Source organism: Aliagarivorans marinus DSM 23064, from assembly GCF_000429485.1.
Taxonomy (GTDB): domain Bacteria; phylum Pseudomonadota; class Gammaproteobacteria; order Enterobacterales; family Celerinatantimonadaceae; genus Aliagarivorans; species Aliagarivorans marinus.
Genome location: NZ_AUBY01000008.1, coordinates 84,754 through 102,683, shown reverse-complemented (window position 1 = coordinate 102,683; position 17,930 = coordinate 84,754). Strand labels below are relative to the sequence as shown.

Genomic DNA, 17,930 nt, shown 5'->3' with positions numbered 1-17,930 from the left:
TGTCACTTGCATAGGTTTGTTCGGTGGCGGGATGTTCCCTCGGTGTTTTGCTTATTGGCTGCGTTTATTGGTGCTGCTTACCATAACCAGCTTTCCGGTTTTTGCTGATCACAGTGTACTGCTGATCCACTCCTACCATAGTGAACATGGTTGGACGCGTTTTCTTAAGCAGGGCTTTGATGAAGCCTTATCGATGGATGAAGATACGCAGATCCACCATGAATATCTGGATGCTAAACGCTACCCCGGCGGTGAGTATCGCCAAGTCTTTCTCGATTACCTCAAGCAAAAATACCGTTTACTGGATTTAGAGGTGATCGTTGTCTCCGATGACCCAGCATTCAACCTTATCAAACAACATCGCGCCGATTTTTTCCCCGAGGTGCCGCTGGTGTATCTGGGGATCAATAAAGTCGACCAAGCGGTGATTGATACTCCGGGTATGACCGGGGTGTTTGAAAATCGCGATCTAACCCAGACCGCCATTGATATCAGCCGCATAAGTGGCTCTGACCGCTTAGTGGTAGTGTCGGACAGCTCTTCTACGGGTCGCGCCAACCTCTCGAAGATCTTGCAAGCGCAGGAAGCTGATGGAGGGCCTTCTGAGTTAATCGTATTTGAAGATCTGCGCGATGACGAGGTGATAAAGAGCTTTAGTGAGGTTGACTCGCATGTTCCTGTGTTTCTGATAGGCCAGCTGGTTGCTTCTGAGCGCAACAATGCGCTGATCAGCTGGAATGGCGGGGTTGAGCTGCTCTATAAGTGGATACCCAATCCTTTATTTACCATCGCGATTACCACCATCGATCATGGCGCAGTGGGGGCGCACGAGCTAAGCGGTGTTGAGCATGCCAAGCAGGCTTCTGGCTTAATCAATCGTATCCTCCATGGCGATCCGGTAGACAGCATTGAGCCGATTACTTTGGTGGAGAGCATTTGGTATTTCGATGCGCTCAAGCTGGGGACTCATCGCCTGAATGTCGACAAGCTCCCGGGCGATGTGGTGCTGCTCAATCAAGAGCCCAGTTTCTACCAGAAATACCGACTGATGGTGTGGCTGGTCTCTACGGTGTTTGTGGTGGCGGTGGTGGTCATCATCTTGCTGATAGAGATCATCCGTCGTGGTAACCGTAACCGAAAGATCTTGGTGGAGAACGAGCATCGCTACCGAGACTTGGCGCTTGCCGGCGCCAATATCTTTTGGGAGACCTCGATTGATAATCGTTTCTCGTACATATCGGGGGATACTCGCCAGCCCTTTGGCCTCACGGTGGATTCAATCCTCGGCAAGACCTTCAGTGAGTTGGTGAAGGGGCGCTCCTCGGTCGATTTCCCGCTGCGCCGTTTGGAGCATCACTTGGCCCACCACAGTGCTTTTCATCACCTGCTGTTTAAGGTGCGCTTCGATGAGAATGACCTGCGGATCTACACCTTGGTGGGCAAGCCGGTGTTCAACAGCAGCCGCGAATATAAGGGCTTCCGCGGCATTACCAAGGAGATTACCCAAGAGTATCTGCTTTCGGAGAAAGTCGCTTATCAGGCGAACTTTGACTCACTGACCGGCTTGTTTAACCGTAACTTCTTCAATGAGAAGCTGGCCGACTATGTTAATCAGCAGTTCAACGAGGGCGACCATGCCTTTGTCTGCTTCCTGGACCTGGATCGTTTCAAGCTGGTGAACGATACCGTTGGCCATCTGATTGGCGATGCCATGTTGGCGGAGGTCGCAACCGTAATTAAAGGCTGTGTTACAGATGCTGACGTGCTGGGGCGTTTGGGCGGGGATGAGTTTGGCCTGCTGCAAATCGGTAAGGATGCTAAGCAGGCCATGGCCTGCTGTGAGTTGATCGTTAAGCGGGTTGGTGATTACAAGTTCCAGTGGCAGCAGCGCCATTTCGATGTGGGAGTGAGCATCGGCATGGTGCAGGTGAGCAGCCAGCTCAATGAGACCGAGCTACTGAGCAAGGCCGACCTCAGCTGTTACAAGGCCAAGGAGCGCGGGCGTGAGCAGGTGTATCTGGCCGATCCCGATAACGATGAACTGTACAACGATCAACTACAGATGGGCTACATCGCCAACATCGGACAGGCGCTGCAGCAGGGCAAGTTCTATCTGGCCAAGCAGGTGATTGTGCCGCTGCAGGAGCGGGGAGCCGGCCAAGCGCGTTGTGAGATCCTGCTGCGTTATCGCGATGAGCATGGCACTGAAGTGTCTCCGGCGGTGTTTGTGCCGGCAGCAGAGAAGCATGGGGTGATCAAGCTTATCGACAAGTGGGTGCTCAAATCGGTGTTTGAGAACTACTTCAACTTCTTCCCCGACGGCAATACCGTCGTGTCGATCAACCTCTCTGGTATCAGTTTAACCAACGAGGATTTGGTGGAAGAGGTACGCGATCTGCTCGCCCAATCGGGGGTAAATCCAGCGAACATCTGCTTTGAGATCACCGAAACAGCAGCAATCTCGCATATCTCTAAGGCCTTATCGTTTATCGGTCAGATGAAGAAACTAGGTATTCGCTTTGCGCTGGATGATTTTGGCAGTGGCACCTCATCGTTTGGCTACCTCAAACAGCTACCGGTCGACTATCTGAAGATTGATGGCTCGCTAGTACGCAACATCGTCACTGAGCCCTCTGATCGGGCGATTGTCGAATCGATTCATGCCATCGCTAGGCTCATGAATATGCAGACCACTGCTGAGTTTGTCGAGAACCAAGAGATTGAAGCCATCCTCAGGGAGATTGGGGTGGATTATGCGCAAGGCTACGGCTTAGGTCGCCCCGAACCCTGCGTGGCGCAAGCAAAATGATGTTCGGAGGTAGCGTTAGCGGGGCTTGTCATTAACTGGTCACAAACTGGATCTAGCCTATCCATCTCGTTAGTTTACCTTGTGGTAAAACACTCCTCTAATGGTGCAAGGATGACCAGTTTAATCGTTGTTTACTCTCTTTATCTCGCCGGTGTGCTCGGCATTGTTTGGCTGGCCAACAAAGGCTCATAAGCGAATGTCGGCTGAACAGCGTAGTTGTTCAACTCCACGTAGCGTTAGAAATATTTAGTGATGAATGCTTTATTTATATAGGTAATTGGTTCACCTGTTTTTACTCAGTCGCTATCATTGAACACCTAGAACAAGCGAGGTTGCTCGATCAAGGTGTCTAAGGAGTGGTAGATGAGTAAGACGTGGTACTTGTTTTGGTTCTCAGTAGGGCTGTGTGCCCCTTTAAGTAGTTTTGCCGGGGCGGGCAGTGATTCAGCAGATTACATCCAACGCTACGTCACTGAAAGCGGCCTTGAGTACAGCTACATTAGCTTCGACGATATTGCGCCAGCGGGCTACCAGCTTAATCAGTCATGGAATGGCATGGGCATGGATGACCGAGGGCGCATCTACATCGGCTGGACCAGTTTGCGTAGCGATGGGCTCGAAGACTTTGTCACATACTCCTATGACCCTCACACCGAGCAGCGCCGTCTTATTGGCAGCATGATGATGGCCTCCCAGCAAGCGGGCAATCTGCTGCCGGGTGAGGCCATTCCTAAAGGACACACCGAGATCGTTCAAGTGGGTAGCAAGATGTATATGGCCTCCCAGAGCTTCCATGATTTCAAGCGCGAGATCGATGAACTGCCTAACTATCGCGGCGCCCACCTCTATGAATACGACATGGAGACAGGCGTGTTCCGTGATGTTAGTGCCGTGATGTCCGGTGGCGTGGTGCTTGAGCATGAAGGGATTGTCGGACTCGCTTATGATGCGCCGTCAAAGCAGCTGGTCGGCATAAGCCATCCCCACTACAACATGGTGTTTCTCGATATCAACCAGCTCAATGAGCCTCGTATCGTTGAGGGCATCCCGTGGCAGTTGGGTAACCCGCTTAGTAGAGAGGTGATTGTCGATAAGCACGGCAAGGTCTATTTGTACCGCGGCACTGAACGTACCGAGGAGCGCAACCAGCGCTTCAATATGTGGGTCTATGACACCAAAAGCGGGACGCTGAGCGAGACCGACCAACAGTTTAATAACGGCTTTTGGGCCGGCCAAGCCCATACCAAAGCAGGCGATACCATCTATATCTCGACCGTAAATGGCGGGTTGTTCGCGTTGGACACCGCCAGTGGCAAGGTCAGTGACCTTGGCGATGTGATTGTAGCCAGCGCAGAGGTAGGAGAGAGCCTGCGTGCTCATTTCCTCTACGACATCATTCTTTCCCAAGATGAGAGGGCCATCTACGCGTTGCCAGCGGGCAAACATAGCGACTTGTTCCGCTACGATATCGAAAGCGCTGAGGTAACCCGGGTTGCGAGCTTGCCCGATGATGTCTATTCCGGCAATAACTTGATGGGAGAGAACGGGGACATCTACCTTGCCAAGTTTAAGGCGTGGTCTGGGGAGGCGCGCTTGATGATATTACATGGCGTGGGTAAGGAGTAACGCTCAGCGGATAGATGTTGTTAACGCCGCGTAGCTTGGCGCGGCGTCACCACTCAAGCCACTACCAAGGCACCGCCTTTCCTGAGTAATCCACAAAACTGCCAGATGTTTGCGGGGTAAGTTGCTCGATTTGCTGAGCCATGCCTTGGGCGGAGGTTTGGGTATCAATTAATGCGCGAGGTCCGCCCATCTCGGTTTGTACCCAGCCCGGGTGCAGGCATAGCAGCGAGATGCCCTGAGGGGCCAAGTCGATACTCAGGCTTTTCACCACCGAGTTCAGTGCGGCTTTGGACGAGCGGTAGATGTATGAACCACCGCTGCCGTTGTCCCCCATGCTTCCCATCTTGCTCGAGATCACCGCTATCTTGCTCGGGTTTGCCATTAGCGGCAGTAGATCGAGGGTGAGGGCGGTGGTGCCGAATAGGTTGGTTTGCATGGTCTGCTGCCAGGCGTCGAAGTCCAGCTCATCGAGGCTGTAGCCCTTCGGGCCATACACGCCTGCATTGTTGATCAGTAAATCTATCTGTTTGCCATGCAGCTGTGCGACAAACTGTTGGCGTGACGATGTATCGGTGATATCCAACGGCAGTATCTGCAGTTTGTCTTGAGGGGCCAGGTTATGCAGCTTGTGGGCGCTTTGTGGGGCGCGGCAGGTGGCCACTACTTGCCAGCCCTGTTGGAGGTAGTGACTGGTCAGGGCCAGGCCAATCCCACGGTTTGCACCTGTGATCACGACGGTTTGCATAATTAAGGCTCCTTGTACTTTGAAAGGTTAGTTATGCCGTGGACTACTGGCCAAGGCGCAGGTGTTTGAGGTTAAACCCGAGCTGTAGCTCGGTTTGCAGCCCCAGTAGTTGCTGCGCCAGTGCCAGCTGCTCTTGATGCTGGTGCACCTTCTTAACCAGTTTGTCCTCATCCGACGCTGCCAGAATGCCCTGACAGCTTTGGTAGGTTTGCAGCAAGGTTTTGGCTGACTTCGCACCAATGCCCGGCACGCCAGTAACGCCATCGCTGGTGTTGCCCACCAAGGCCCAGTAATCAGGAAGTTGGCCAAGGGCTAGCTCGAACTTCGCCTCCAGCTCGTTGAGCTGCAGGTACTCGCGCTTGAAATAATCATACTGAGCGATACGTGGCCCAAGAATCGGGTAGTAGCCTTGGTCGGTGGAGACGATGGTGCAGTTAAAGCCGCCTTGCGCGGCCTTAATCGCCAAGGTGGCGCATAAGTCGTCCGCCTCGTTGGGGCCGGACTCTGCCGAGTCAATGCCTATCTCTAGTAGTTCATCTTGAATCTGCGGCAGGTGAGCTTGCAGCTCACTGGGCATCGGTTTGCGCTTGGCCTTGTACTCCGGATGAAGCTGTTTGCGCCAGCTAGGGGCCTCGGGGCTATCGAACACCGCAATCACATGGCTGGGAGCGAGGTTTTTCAGCATGGCTCGACCGGCATTGCCGACCGCAGCGCGGGTGGCCACCACCAACTGCTGTGGATTATCGAGCTGGCGTTGTTGTACCGAGAAGATGCGGCGGATCAGATTAAGGGCGTCGATCACCAGCAGATGCTTGTGCACGTTGGCTCCGGGTCGTTGGATCTAAGCCCTTAATGATACACGTTTTTGTCGCTCTGCTGTCGATTAGGTGGCGATGCGATAGCAAGGCTCGTAGTGGGAGCCTGGCAGCTTCATCCGCTGCTGATCCACAAAGCTTTGCAACAGCTTATCCAGCAGCTTCATTATCTTTTTATCGCCATCAATCACAAAGGGGCCATGCTGCTCGATTTGCTTGATACCTTCCTCTTTGACGTTGCCGGCAACAATCGCAGAGAAGGCCCGCCGCAGGTTGGCGGCAAGCTCTTGCGGGGCTTGGTCTTTGTGCAGGTTGAGCGCTGCAACATCTTCATGCTTGGGCTCGAAGGGGTGCTGGAAGTCCTCTTCGATCTTTAGGCTCCAGTTAAACGAGTAGGCATCGCCAATCGCTTGGCGATAATGTTTCACTTTGGGCATGTTCTGCTTCACCACCTGCGCGGCACTGGCTGGATCGCCGATGATGATTTGGTAGCGGCTTTGCGCCTGATGCCCCAGAGTTGCACCGATAAATTCATCCAGCGCTTTAAAGTACGCCTCGCTGGATTTGGGGCCGGTGAGCACGATGGGCAGCGGCTGTCGGGTGTTCTCAGGATGGAGCATGATGCCGAGGATATACAGCAGCTCTTCGGCCGTTCCAGCGCCGCCGGGGAAGATGATAATGGCGTGACCAAGGCGAACAAAGGCCTCTAAGCGTTTTTCAATATCGGGTAGGATCACCAACTCGTTAACGATGGGGTTGGGCGGCTCGGCAGCAATGATGCTCGGCTCAGTCAGGCCGATGTAGCGGCCATCATTCACCCGCTGCTTGGCGTGGCCCACTGCCGCCCCTTTCATCGGCCCTTCCATGGCACCCGGTCCGCAGCCGGTGCAGATGTTTAGCTCGCGCAGGCCCAGCTGGCTGCCAACCTCGCGGGTGTATTGGTATTCCTCTGGACTAATGCTGTGACCACCCCAGCACACAACTAAGTTGGGGTTAACCCGCGGATGAATGACTCCAGCATTGCGCAGCATGGCAAATACCAAGCTGGTGATATGGCTGGATTGGCTGAGGTCGATGCGCTGGCGCTTCATCTGGCCAGATACATACAGAATATCGCGCAGTACGCTGAACAGGTGCTCTTGCAAACCGTAGATGATCTCGCCATCGACGAAGGCTTGCTCCGGCGCGTTGCTTAGCTCCAGCTTTACGCCACGTTCGCGGCTCAGCACGTTGATTTCGAAGTTTTGATAACGCTCCAGCATCTCGCGACTACTGTCGCTGTGGCTACCGGAGTTGAGCACCGCCAGGCTGCAGTTGCGATAGAGTTCATAGACGTCGCTGGCGGCGCGCTTGGTCAGTTGCTCGACTTCAAGTTGGGATAGCAGATTCATGCTGCCGACGGGGTTTATATGGGTAATCATGCTCACCTCATTGTTGTTATATCGGTCGGAGTGATAGCAGCCGATGTTGTGGTGATGGCTGTAATGTCTGAATTATTGGGAACTTAGCAATATCCAGCATTCTGGAGATGCTTATGGCTTCCAGTATAGCTATAGCGAAGAGGAGATCTGTTAGCTGATTATCAGAAAGGTGAAATAACGCAGAGGACTTGCTCAGGGCCGCTAGATAAAGCGGCCCTGAGCAAGTGATATTAAGAAATAACGTTGAGGCGATCGCGGCCGCCGTTTTTCGATTCGTACAAGGCTTGGTCGGCGCGCTCAAAGGCATCCAGCGGCTTGTCACCATCTTTAAACAGGGTGGCACCGATGGAGATGGTGATAGACACCTGCTGGTCTTTAAAGCGGAACGGCAGCGCCTTGATTTGCTGACGCAGGTTATCCAGTGGTACTGCTAACGCGTCTGGCGAGGTGTTAGGCATCAGCAGTACGAACTCTTCGCCGCCGAAACGGGCCAAAAAGTCGGTATCACGCAGGCTGTTTTGCAGCGAGCGGGCAATTACCTTCAAGGCCTTATCGCCGGCCATATGGCCATACTGGTCGTTAATTGACTTAAAGTGGTCGATATCGATAATCGCCATCGCCAGGCTGTAGCCGTAGCGCTTCCAGCGTTTGAACTCGAGTTCCATCCGCTCGTCCAGTGCGGCACGGTTGTAGACCTGAGTCAGGCTATCGATAAACAGCTTGTGCTTGTGGGCGGAGAGGCGCTTTTTGTACTCGTTGGCCTCTTCGTTGACCACCCGCAGACGTTGCTCCATCTGCTGGAGACGCTCGATCAACTGTTCACTCTGATTCTCCAGTTGCTCTTTTTGACTGAAGATCTCGGCGATGTGGCTAAGGCGCTGCAAAATCGTGGATTTTAGTGCGGGCAGGTCTTCTTGCTGGCGCACATCGGCGCCGATTTCCAGCAGGGTAGAGCGGATCTCTTTGTCGCTGGTCTTGCGCTCGCTGATTACCCGCTTACCGTCGGTCACCGATTGATGCACGCTGTCGTGCACCCCTTCCAAGCTCTCATTTAGCGAGAACAGGAACTCTTGCGAAGCCTTGCGCTCTTCGCGGTTGCCTTCAATGATCAGCTGGATGGTATCGATACACAGGCTAGGCAAGTCGTTGGGCTCGATCCCCACCAATAGGTTCGAGCGGATCTCGGCCAGCTTGCTGCCAACATCGCCCTCGTAATTCATTTCGGTAATCAGTCGCTGCAGCTCATCACAGATGCGCTTGTGCTGGCGATTGTCCAGCAGCCGCTCTTTGGGCTTAACTTCCTGCTCGAGGATGGCGCCAGTGCGCGGCGCGGGCACAGAGGGCTTGTTCAGCAGCGCCTGATGGTAGAAGTTAAGTAGCTGCTCGATACGGCGCTGGGTTTCCAGCTGCGAGCTCGCGCCATCATTATCGAGGAAGTCACTGAGCTTACGGCGCAGCTGTGGGGGCAGGCCGTTAACCTTTTGCAGCGATTCAGCAGAGCTTTTAACAATGCGGTGGCCATGGGCCAATAAGTCACGCAGGGTATTGCTGTGGCCTTTGAGCAGACCATCCAACTCGTGATAGCGCCCTTGGAAGCGGACAGAAGCGCTGTTATCGAGGTCGTCACTGAGTTGTTTGAGTCGGGCGTCGAGCTGGGAGTCGATACCTTGGCAGGCTTGGGAGAGCAATGAGATGAGCTGGCTAGAGGCTTTCTTTTCCAGCTGCTGACCGATGTCACTTGATGCAGAGGTATCTGATGCGTCCAATTTGTTTCTCACAGTTGCAAGTTTCTTTTTAACACTCAAGACGTCACTCATGGAAAATGCTGTAGTTAGTTCAATTAATTAGTTAACGCTTACACAGCATAGCATGGCCGTCAGGCAGTCAACAGAGTTGTATGTCGCTCTCTTGAAGCTTACCAACTAATATTGCTTTTATCACCAGAACACGAAATTTTGACCAATCCTTTGGATATTGCTTGCTTCACATCCTGGTGAATATCCTTGCCGAAGAACGCCACTGGCGAGTCTTTCATGGCATTGAGCTCCAGCCACTCGCTTTGACCACTTTTTATCACCAACTGCTTGGCAGCTTCTTGGGCCAAAGAAGCGACTTCTACCAGTTCTATATCGTCAATCGCATCTCGAGCTTTAGTTAAAAATGGCATATTACAGCCACCACTGATAAGCACTACCTTGAGTTGATTCTCCACGGCGAACAGCTCTGCCTGACTCTGCCAATATTCAAACCATTGGGCGCAGTCACGTTCGTTCTTGGGCGCACAGATCAGCAAGGTGCGATGGGTGAGATGGCCAACCGCGATGTTGCTGTTGTCCGGTTGTAAGATCTTCTCTATCAGGTGTTTATAGAGCTCTTGGCGCTTGGCTTGGCCTAGCACGCGCTGTGGTTCGGCCTCCATCGCTTCAATGGTGAGCAGGGCCAGCACGTAGTCGTTATCCGGGTCCTCAAACAAGCTGGAGTTCTGCGCATAGCGCTTGAGCATATTGAGTGGATCGCTGCAGTGGTGCAGCTGGTAGTAGCCAGTTGCCGGGTTGCGCTCGAGCTGGTGGTTGAGCTTACGCATGCGATGCCCTTGGGCGATGCTGCGTTGACGCGAGCTGATATAGAGCATGATCAACAGCACAATAAGCACGGCACTTAGGGTGAGGATCAACTGCTGGAAGCTGGTTTTTTGCAGCAGCGCCGCTTTCTCTTGGGTCAGCTCTGAGAGCTGATGAGCTTGCTCGATGTATTGATAGTGCTGCTTGAACTGCTGGTCGCTGTATTTGGCGCGGATCTCCTGATACTGGGAGCTCAGCTGATGGAATAGCTTGTAGTGCTCCAGTGCCAGATCAAAGTTGCCGTTTTGCTCGTAGGCCTCGGCCAGTGTTTTAAACACCCGAGTGTGGCTGGGCGTCAGCCCCATAGTGTTGGCCAGCTGTTCGGCGCGCTCTAGCTGCAAAATCGCAAGACCCGCTTCGCCGTTGGCGATATGCAATAGGCCTAAATCAAGCAGCACATTGAGTTCAAGATCGGGCTGTTGCTGTCGTTGGTAGAGCTCGCGGGCCACTTCGAAATGCAGCAGGGCAGCGGTGTAGTCGTTAATCGCCTGATAGTTAAGCGCCAAGCGGTGTTCGATATCGGCAGATATCTCCCACAGCCGCGCTTGGTTGGCAAAGTCGCGGGCTACAAACAAGTGGGCGATGGCAACATTCTGCTGATTAGTGTGACTTGCCATATCCGCCAGTGTGGCGATTTGCCGAGCGAGCAGCTGAGGGCTGCCCAGTGCCTCGGCATGCTCAATGGCGTTTTCTTGGTACTGCTGGGCGATATCGGTCTCTTGCTGCTGCATGTAGATAGCGGCGACCTCTTCGTTGATCTCGCTTAGCAGCAGGCGCTCGGCATCGGATTGGGCGCTGCGAATAAAGTTCAGCGCTTCGTTGAAGTGACTCAGTGCCAGCTCAGGCTGATCATTGCGCACCGACAGGCGACCGAGTAAATCTTCGGCGCGGGCACGGAAGAAGGCACTTTGTGAGGCATAGGCCTCTTCTTTGGCGCGTAGCAGGTGGTTTTTGGCCTCGTTGAACTGCCCCATGCTCATATGGCGCAACCCTTGTAAGCGCTGGATCTGAAACTGCAGATTGGGCAATGGATAGTGCTTGAGGCTTTGCGCCATCTCGGTGGCGGCGTCGAGATGCTCTTGAGCATGGGTCGACTGGTTGGGATCTTGCGCGGCAATCAATGCGGCAATCAAGTTGCCCTGAAGCAGGTAGGCTTGGTGGGTTTGCGCCAGCTCTAGCGAGTGGTCGATGTATTGCTCCGCCAGTACCGGCTTGCCGGCGCGCTGGGCACACAAGGCGGCGATCTGTTGGGTCGCAACCTGTACTTTGACCGAGTAAAATGAGGCGTCGCCGCTTAACTGGCTGGCTGCATCCAGACCGTGTTCGATTTTCTCTAAGCACAGCAGTGGGCGAGTCAGCAGATCATGGCGCAGCGTTTCCACCGATTTGGGAACGCGCAGTATCCCGTATTCAAAGGCGATGCTATTGCCTGCGAAAAGCGTCAGTGAGACGCTGGCCAAGAGTAGAGTTAAGCGACCTATCACGTGGGTTACTGCCTCAACAAACGCCAGTTACCCAGTTGGGCAACAAAGTCTGGGTCGTTGCTACGCATCGGGTTAATGTCTAATCCGCCGCGGCGCGTGTAGCGGGCATAGATGGTGAGCTTATCGGGCTGACAAAAACGCATGATGTCGCAGAACACCCGCTCCACACATTGCTCGTGGAACTCATTGTGTTGGCGGAACGATATCAGGTAGCGCAGCAGTGCTTCGCGGTTGATTTGCTGCCCTTGATAATGAATCAAGATGCTGCCCCAGTCTGGCTGATTGGTCACCAGACAGTTGGATTTAAGTAAATGGCTGTGCAAGGTTTCGGTTACTTCCTCACCCGCTGCCGCTGCGCCGTCTAACAGATCAGGATTAAACGCGAAGTTATCTACTTCGATATCCAGCTCATCGATGCATTCACCGGGCATCGGGGAGGCGTCAAACTGGCTGTCGATGGCATGAATCTCAACGCTAACCGGGCCGCCAGCACAGGCCGACAGGTCTTTGCTCAGGGTCTGTTCGAGCTCTGTTTCGCTGGCTACCTTGGTTTGGTTGAAGCTGTTGAGATAGAGCTTAAACGATTTGGACTCCACCAGATTAGGTGTTTCGCAAGGCAGGCTGACACTGGCCACGGCCACTTGCGGCTTGCCTTTGGCGTTGAGCCAAGAGAGCTCATAGAGATTCCACAGATCGTAGCCTTCAAAGGGCAAGCCTTGCTCGCTGTCGAGATTTAACTCATCGCGATTAAGCTGGCGGGGAACCGCTTGCAATAACTCTGGGGTGTAGTGACTGATGTAGTCACTTTTCTTGCCCAAGCTTAAGGCTTGAATGGCAGGGCTGGTATCGTAAGAATTTGCCATAGTCGTGGTGGTAACGCTCAGATTTAGTTAGGCTTGTTATACCACAGATTAATGATTCGCAACTATGCTCCAACACGCCTTAGGGCCCATTGAACAGTTTTTTGAACGCCTTTCCAACAGCAGTCAACCTCTTGAAGACTATGACCCGCAATGGCTCTCCCCCTGTATCGAATTGAGCGACGCAGCAACACCGCAACACTGGCGCGCCCACAAGCGCCCGCAGGTAGGGGATTTCTCTGGGGTGGAATCGGCCCTGGAGCTGACCCTGCGCGCCGAGATTAAGCGCTACTACGGAAGCTATTTTGCAGGCGAGGTGGTCGGGCAATGGGCAGATAAACGGGTGGAGCTGGTGACCGTGTGGAACGAGCAGGACTTTGAATACTTGCTGGAGAACCTGATCGGCCACCTGCTGATGCAACAGCGCCTAAAACAGGCGCCGAGTGTATTTGTCGCCTCCACCGATGATGAGATGCAGGTTATCTCGGTGCTCAACAACACCGGAGAAGTGGTGCTGGAACAGCTTGGGCGAGGCGTGCTGGAAGTACTGGCTCCGTCCTTGGATGAGTTCCTGCAAAAGCTTCAGCTTACTTCTTAAAATCCCAACTCAGGTTGGAGACCAGCCGGCAGTTATCGCATCTAAAGTCGATGACATCATGTTGGCTTTCGTTTAGCGGCCAAGGTTCGCCACAACTTGGGCAACGGCGCTGCTGCTCCGACTCGAGGCTTTCGCCTCCCACCCTGTAGAGATATAAGTAGGTGGGGATCTTGGTGAGATACTCGATGCGTTTACACAGGTCCCAGCCGCGCCGATACAGGCGGGTCCCCGGTGAGCCCAATTGCTCCACCGCTTTGTGCTCAAGCACGCTGCCATTCATCTGCAACTGGTCGCAGGCGGCCCAGTCTTCTTGCCATTTAATCACTTGCTTATGATCGCCATTGGCGACCGCCGGAATGCGATACAGCGGGACCGGGGTGAAGTGTTCGCCACAGCGCAGCGGTGAGCAGGCTTGCAGGTAACTGGTATAGAGCACCTGCCAGGGGCGAGTGTCACAGGTGTCGATGTCATCGGAGTTGAGATCGCGACCCAGTACCTTTTGCTTGGGGCGTAGCACGCCGGCATCGCTGAGCTGGCTGAGGGCCTGATTCACTTGCGGGCTATTAAACTGCGGATGCAGGCTTTCTTGCTCAGGGCAGATAAGCCGACACTCAAATTGGGCCTGATTGAGGATAAGCGGTAACTCTCGCCCCAGTACCTGACCGTTGTAGCGCCAACAGTTTAACAGGTGGTTGATCGCACGTTCGGCTGCGCTAATGGTGGTATCACGAAAACACTCAAATACCAGCTCTACTTGATACATCGGCTATTGCTGCTCCAGTTTTTTTATACGTTCAACCATCTCGGCCAGTTGAGCTTCTAACTGGCTGACGCGCTGCGCTAGAACAGGCTCGTTGCTGTCACTGGCCGGTTGCTCGGCGGCTGCGGCGGGCAGCTGCTCGAGTACCTTCGGATTGCGCTTGTAGGCATTGAGCCCTTCGATAACCATTGGCATGGGCAGGCGTTTGGCCAGGCGAGATTTGACCAGCGCCAAGGTGGGTTGATGCCCATCATCGACCAGACTTTTGATCGCCTGTAATACCAGTTCCTGAGACATAGCTATACCTATTAATGTTGTTGAACGTGTTGCGTCATTTGCTGGATGGCGGCCTTGAGCGACGGGCTGATAGCGTTGTCGCGCAGCACTGCCAGCACAAAAGTGCGCAAGTCCGGCAGCGCCACCAGATCGCGAAATAGCGCATAAAACAGCGCCGGGTTATGTTGCTCGCTGAGCAGTTCCAGAAAACGCTTTAATCGAGCTGGCTGTTGTAAGGCTGGCCAAAGGCGCCCGGCCACTGCAATCAATAGCTCTTCTGAGCCTGTTTGGCTAAGCAGTTGATCGAGCGCTTGCTCGACCACGGCGGTCTCGCTGCTGCTGGCCATGGCGCGCAGCAGTAACACTTGCTTGCTGTGCGTTGCTTCGCTGGTTAAGCGCGCCGCCAGCGCTTGGGTGAGGGCGCTACCGATGGCTTGATGCTCAAGCAACACCACCAGTTGTTCGAACATCTGCTCGGGCAGGCGGGGCAGGGCATCCATTAGACTTTGCTCTATTTCGCTGCTGTCGAGTCTAACCACAAAATCGGCTAAACCTTGCAGTGGCAGGCTTTGCCATTGCTCAAAGCGGCCTGACTGAAAGTATTGCTGCACCCGCTCAAAGCCTTGGCTGGCGCTCATATCCAATTTACGGCTGTAGCTGGCGTGAAACAGCGCCATCTTCTCGGTGGAGGGCTTGAAGATATAGGGTGTGTTGGCGAGCTGTTGCTGCTCTTGCTCGGTGAGCTGGCGCTCTAGCTGTTGCCCCATCGCCTGCTTAAGCTGGTCGATAAACTGGTCACGGCAGCCCAAGTTGAGAAACCCTTGCTCATCCACCGGGAAGCGCAGAAACCAGATGTACGGCGTGCGACTCTGCACGCGCTGCCAAAAAGCCAAGGCAAAACTGGCATGCTGTTGGATAGGCGCTGGGTAGGGGCGTTCGGCGCGCTCGATTTGCAACAGCTCCTCAGGTTCAATCTCGCGAAACAGGCGGCCCATCTCATAGATGTGGATATCGCTGCCGGATTGCTGGAGTATCTCGGTCAAGCTGTGCTCTGGTGTAGAGGGCGGCATGTTGCTCGGCATGGTATTCCCTGACGGATGTTGAAACGCGCAAGTATCCAATTTTCTGTCAAACGGTGCAAACTATAGGGCAGGTTTGCTAACATCCGAGCTTTTTACGCCCATGCCAACAGCCATTCGCCTACAGATCCGCGCCATCGAAGCTGAGCTCAAACGCCTGCAGTTATGGCAACCCATGCCTCCTTCCGCGCAAGCGTTGGAGAGTGTCGCGCCATTTTGTGTCGACACTTTAAGCTTTCCCCAATGGTTACAGTTTGTGTTGATCCCACGTATGGACGCCATTTTGGATAGTGGCCAGGCCTTGCCCAGCAAGGTAGCCATTCATCCTTATGCTGAAGAAGCCTTAAAGCATAGCGAGGTGGACGTTAGCGAGCTGCTTGCGCTTATCTTATCCTTTGATCGGAGCTTCGCCGGTGAGTGATTTTACTGAGCAAAACTTGGTGGAGCCGATTGACGGCCCACTGCCGATTGTTTTTCAAGACGAGCATTATGTGGTGGTGTACAAGCCGGCGGGCTTGTTGGTGCATCGCAGCTGGATTGCTAAGCAGGCGACAGTGTTTGCGATGCAGCTGTTGCGCGACCAACTTGGCCAGTATGTCTATCCGGTACACCGGCTTGACCGTCCCACCTGCGGCTTGCTGGTGATGGCGCTTTCATCGGAAGCCGCCGCCAAACTCAGCGAGTGCTTTAGTAATCGCGAGGTGTCAAAATCTTACGTGGCGATTGTGCGTGGATATATAGAAGGGGAGCATCACCTTGATTACCCCTTGGTTGAGGAACAAGACCAAATGACCGATGCCTTGGCGCAGCAGGATAAAGACGCGCAGCCTGCGGTGACCGATTATCGCGGTTTAGCACTGGCTGAGATCTCATACTCCACCGGGCGATTCCCCACCTCTCGTTACAGCCTGCTAAGGCTGAACCCACTCACTGGGCGCAAGCACCAGTTGCGCCGCCATATGCATCATATCAGCCATCCGATTATTGGTGACACCACTCATGGCGATGGCAAGCACAATCGCTTATTCAGAGAATTGGGTCACCCGGGGCTTTGGTTGTTTGCTGACCAACTACGTTTTACTCACCCCTATAGTGGCGAAATTGTAAGCTGCAAGTCACCGCTTCCGCCCCGCTGGCAGCGTGTTTTAGAACAGCTGTCTTGGAATAGTTCCCTATTGCTGAGTGATTAAGATCACACTTTGTGCAAATGCCAATGTCATTGAAAACCCTTTCACCGCAAAGAAATATTCTTTCAGTGGCGGCCGGTCTGCAAGGGTTTTCAAGTAATCTATCGGTCTAAATGTAGTAAGTTTACACCTGAAAGCGTTTGCGAAACCCTTGAAAACATTTTCAAGTTGTTTCTTTGAGTTGATGTTATTTGTGATCGGTGTCTCTATATGGCAAATGCCATGGAACTTTTGTGCAAAACAGCGAAAGACAAAACGTGACCGACTTCAAGGAGTGCCAGCCCAACCCCTCCTTATAATCGTCCTCAGTTAACGGATACAAGCACTTACAAAACAAGCACCGTTAACTCTTACTGATCGGGTAAGGGATAATTAATCGAAAGGAAAAGGATTAGGATTATGAAATTAAAAGCACTGGCGCTAGCAGTGGCTGCAGCGACTGTTTCTACCTCTGCATTGAGCGTGGAATTTAATGGTTACTTCCGTTCTGGTGTTGGCGTTACTGCCGACGGCGGCAATCAGATTGCAACCAACAAGAACTTGGTAGGTCGCTTAGGTAATGAAACTGACCTATACGGTGAGTGGGGCCTGAGCCAAGAGTTGTTCGCTAAGGACCAAGTTAAGTGGAAACTTAACACCATGGTTGCTCTGTCTGCTGACCAAGCTGATGGTTGGGAGTCTATCAATGGCGAAGAAGCTGACCTTGCAGTAGTTCAGTTCAACGTAGAAGCAATGGGTCTGCTAGGCGGTACTGAAACTATTTGGGCCGGTAAGCGTTACTACCAGCGTCATGATATTCATATTACTGACCAATACTACTGGAACATCTCTGGTCCAGGTATCGGTATCGAAAACGTACAAGCTGGTCCTGGTCGTCTGTCTGCTGCTTGGGTTAAAACAAGCCGTAAGTGTGCCGGTGGTGATTGCCCAGCAGGTCTGAACGAAGACGAATACTTGGATGTAAACGTTCTTGACCTGCGTTACGCAGGTATCGACCTGTGGAACAACGCTTCTCTGGAACTAGGTATTGATTATGCAATCACCAACCCAGATGAAGATCAGAAAGACAACCGTGACGTAACTAACAAAAACGGTACCATGCTGACTGCTGTGCTGACTCAAGGTGGTCTACTGAACGGCTTTAACAAGTTTGTGCTTCAGTACGGTACAGAAGGTTACGCTAAGACTATGGCTTTCCAAGGTGATGGTTCATGGTACGGTGCAGAAGCTAAAGATGGTGCTGATGGTTGGCGTTTCTTCAACTGGGGTGTGATTTCTCCTAGCAAGTCTTTCGACCTTGGTTACACCTTCGGTTACTCAACTGGTTCTGACATGTGGGATGGTCAAAACAAAGATGTTGAGACTTGGCATGCTGTACTGCGTCCAGTTTACAAGTACAGTGACTACGGCAAAGTTATCGCTGAGCTAGGATACGCAAATCAAAAAGCGGATTGGTTGGACAATGTAGACCAAACCAAAGTTACTATTGCTCACGCTTGGGGCATGGGTAAAGGCTTCTGGGCTCGTCCAGAAATCCGCATCTTCGCAAGCTACCTAGACCAAGACAACTGGGATGATAGCGAAGTGACCTTCGGTGCTCAGGTTGAAGGTTGGTGGTAAGCCTCATTCGATGTTAATCGTTTGAAGTA

The 17,930-nt window shown here is 53.2% G+C and carries 15 protein-coding genes; 6 read left to right on the top strand and 9 right to left on the bottom strand.

Annotated features, from left to right (window positions below):
• Nucleotides 1-31 precede the first annotated feature (31 nt).
• Entirely contained in the window at nucleotides 32-2,809 is a 2,778-nt protein-coding gene (locus G461_RS25285) for an EAL domain-containing protein (RefSeq protein WP_051333245.1), read from the top strand.
• 363 nt (nucleotides 2,810-3,172) lie between these two features.
• Nucleotides 3,173-4,435: a hypothetical protein gene (locus G461_RS0100440; protein ID WP_026970325.1), complete on the top strand. Its 1,263-nt coding sequence runs from the start codon at nucleotides 3,173-3,175 to the stop codon at nucleotides 4,433-4,435.
• Between the two features lie 61 nt (nucleotides 4,436-4,496).
• Here G461_RS0100440 and G461_RS0100435 read toward each other — a convergent pair whose 3' ends face one another.
• The 6 genes from G461_RS0100435 to queF form a co-directional block, all read right to left on the bottom strand.
• Nucleotides 4,497-5,180 (bottom strand): SDR family oxidoreductase, encoded by a 684-nt coding sequence (locus G461_RS0100435; RefSeq protein WP_026970324.1) that lies wholly within the window; start codon nucleotides 5,178-5,180, stop codon nucleotides 4,497-4,499.
• A 43-nt stretch (nucleotides 5,181-5,223) separates the two neighbouring features.
• The gene (xni, locus tag G461_RS0100430; protein ID WP_035478737.1) at nucleotides 5,224-6,000 is read right to left on the bottom strand and encodes a flap endonuclease Xni; all 777 of its coding nucleotides are present in this window, start codon (nucleotides 5,998-6,000) and stop codon (nucleotides 5,224-5,226) included.
• A gap of 63 nt (nucleotides 6,001-6,063) precedes the next feature.
• Complete coding sequence (gene ppnN, locus G461_RS0100425) at nucleotides 6,064-7,416, bottom strand: nucleotide 5'-monophosphate nucleosidase PpnN (RefSeq protein ID WP_026970322.1); 1,353 nt, start codon at nucleotides 7,414-7,416, stop codon at nucleotides 6,064-6,066.
• Between the two features lie 230 nt (nucleotides 7,417-7,646).
• Nucleotides 7,647-9,233, bottom strand: coding sequence for a diguanylate cyclase (locus tag G461_RS0100420; protein ID WP_026970321.1), 1,587 nt, complete (start codon nucleotides 9,231-9,233; stop codon nucleotides 7,647-7,649).
• A 98-nt stretch (nucleotides 9,234-9,331) separates the two neighbouring features.
• Nucleotides 9,332-11,521: a tetratricopeptide repeat protein gene (locus G461_RS0100415; RefSeq protein WP_157360186.1), complete on the bottom strand. Its 2,190-nt coding sequence runs from the start codon at nucleotides 11,519-11,521 to the stop codon at nucleotides 9,332-9,334.
• A 5-nt stretch (nucleotides 11,522-11,526) separates the two neighbouring features.
• Nucleotides 11,527-12,384 (bottom strand): NADPH-dependent 7-cyano-7-deazaguanine reductase QueF, encoded by an 858-nt coding sequence (gene queF / locus G461_RS0100410; protein ID WP_026970319.1) that lies wholly within the window; start codon nucleotides 12,382-12,384, stop codon nucleotides 11,527-11,529.
• A gap of 64 nt (nucleotides 12,385-12,448) precedes the next feature.
• On the opposite strand from queF, the gene syd reads away from it, so the two are divergent.
• Nucleotides 12,449-12,979, top strand: coding sequence for a SecY-interacting protein (gene syd, locus G461_RS22770; RefSeq protein ID WP_051333243.1), 531 nt, complete (start codon nucleotides 12,449-12,451; stop codon nucleotides 12,977-12,979).
• On the opposite strand, the gene G461_RS0100400 is transcribed toward syd, so the two are convergent.
• Genes G461_RS0100400 through G461_RS0100390 form a run of 3 tightly spaced genes read right to left on the bottom strand, consistent with a single transcriptional unit; the run spans nucleotide 12,969 to nucleotide 15,097 of the window.
• Nucleotides 12,969-13,742, bottom strand: a complete 774-nt coding sequence (locus G461_RS0100400) for a Zn-ribbon-containing protein (protein ID WP_026970318.1) — start codon at nucleotides 13,740-13,742, stop codon at nucleotides 12,969-12,971. The genes syd and G461_RS0100400 overlap by 11 nt on opposite strands.
• Before the next feature lie 3 nt (nucleotides 13,743-13,745).
• Nucleotides 13,746-14,036 carry a hypothetical protein gene (locus G461_RS0100395; protein ID WP_026970317.1) on the bottom strand — a complete coding sequence of 97 codons (291 nt, stop codon included), beginning with the start codon at nucleotides 14,034-14,036 and terminating at the stop codon, nucleotides 13,746-13,748.
• Between the two features lie 11 nt (nucleotides 14,037-14,047).
• On the bottom strand, nucleotides 14,048-15,097 hold the full coding sequence (locus G461_RS0100390) for a DUF3549 family protein (protein WP_026970316.1): 1,050 nt from the start codon (nucleotides 15,095-15,097) through the stop codon (nucleotides 14,048-14,050).
• 100 nt (nucleotides 15,098-15,197) lie between these two features.
• Here G461_RS0100390 and G461_RS0100385 point away from each other — a divergent pair, with 100 nt between their 5' ends.
• The 3 genes from G461_RS0100385 (at nucleotide 15,198) to lamB (ending at nucleotide 17,901) form a co-directional block, all read left to right on the top strand.
• Nucleotides 15,198-15,515, top strand: coding sequence for a YqcC family protein (locus tag G461_RS0100385; protein ID WP_026970315.1), 318 nt, complete (start codon nucleotides 15,198-15,200; stop codon nucleotides 15,513-15,515).
• The gene (gene truC / locus G461_RS0100380) at nucleotides 15,508-16,284 is read left to right on the top strand and encodes a tRNA pseudouridine(65) synthase TruC (protein WP_211236229.1); all 777 of its coding nucleotides are present in this window, start codon (nucleotides 15,508-15,510) and stop codon (nucleotides 16,282-16,284) included. The genes G461_RS0100385 and truC overlap by 8 nt, the downstream gene beginning before the upstream one ends.
• A 396-nt stretch (nucleotides 16,285-16,680) precedes the next feature.
• Nucleotides 16,681-17,901: a maltoporin LamB gene (gene lamB, locus G461_RS22765; protein ID WP_035478734.1), complete on the top strand. Its 1,221-nt coding sequence runs from the start codon at nucleotides 16,681-16,683 to the stop codon at nucleotides 17,899-17,901.
• The last annotated feature ends 29 nt before the right edge of the window (nucleotides 17,902-17,930 follow it).

Coding starts and splice junctions, on each gene's coding strand:
- G461_RS0100400 (WP_026970318.1), bottom strand. CDS start 13,742: ATGTATCAAGTAGAGCTGGTATTTGAGTGTTTTCGTGATACCACCATT.
- lamB (WP_035478734.1), top strand. CDS start 16,681: ATGAAATTAAAAGCACTGGCGCTAGCAGTGGCTGCAGCGACTGTTTCT.
- ppnN (WP_026970322.1), bottom strand. CDS start 7,416: ATGATTACCCATATAAACCCCGTCGGCAGCATGAATCTGCTATCCCAA.
- G461_RS0100420 (WP_026970321.1), bottom strand. CDS start 9,233: ATGAGTGACGTCTTGAGTGTTAAAAAGAAACTTGCAACTGTGAGAAAC.
- G461_RS0100435 (WP_026970324.1), bottom strand. CDS start 5,180: ATGCAAACCGTCGTGATCACAGGTGCAAACCGTGGGATTGGCCTGGCC.
- G461_RS0100385 (WP_026970315.1), top strand. CDS start 15,198: ATGCCAACAGCCATTCGCCTACAGATCCGCGCCATCGAAGCTGAGCTC.
- G461_RS0100440 (WP_026970325.1), top strand. CDS start 3,173: ATGAGTAAGACGTGGTACTTGTTTTGGTTCTCAGTAGGGCTGTGTGCC.
- G461_RS0100395 (WP_026970317.1), bottom strand. CDS start 14,036: ATGTCTCAGGAACTGGTATTACAGGCGATCAAAAGTCTGGTCGATGAT.
- queF (WP_026970319.1), bottom strand. CDS start 12,384: ATGGCAAATTCTTACGATACCAGCCCTGCCATTCAAGCCTTAAGCTTG.
- G461_RS25285 (WP_051333245.1), top strand. CDS start 32: ATGTTCCCTCGGTGTTTTGCTTATTGGCTGCGTTTATTGGTGCTGCTT.
- syd (WP_051333243.1), top strand. CDS start 12,449: ATGCTCCAACACGCCTTAGGGCCCATTGAACAGTTTTTTGAACGCCTT.
- G461_RS0100390 (WP_026970316.1), bottom strand. CDS start 15,097: ATGCCGAGCAACATGCCGCCCTCTACACCAGAGCACAGCTTGACCGAG.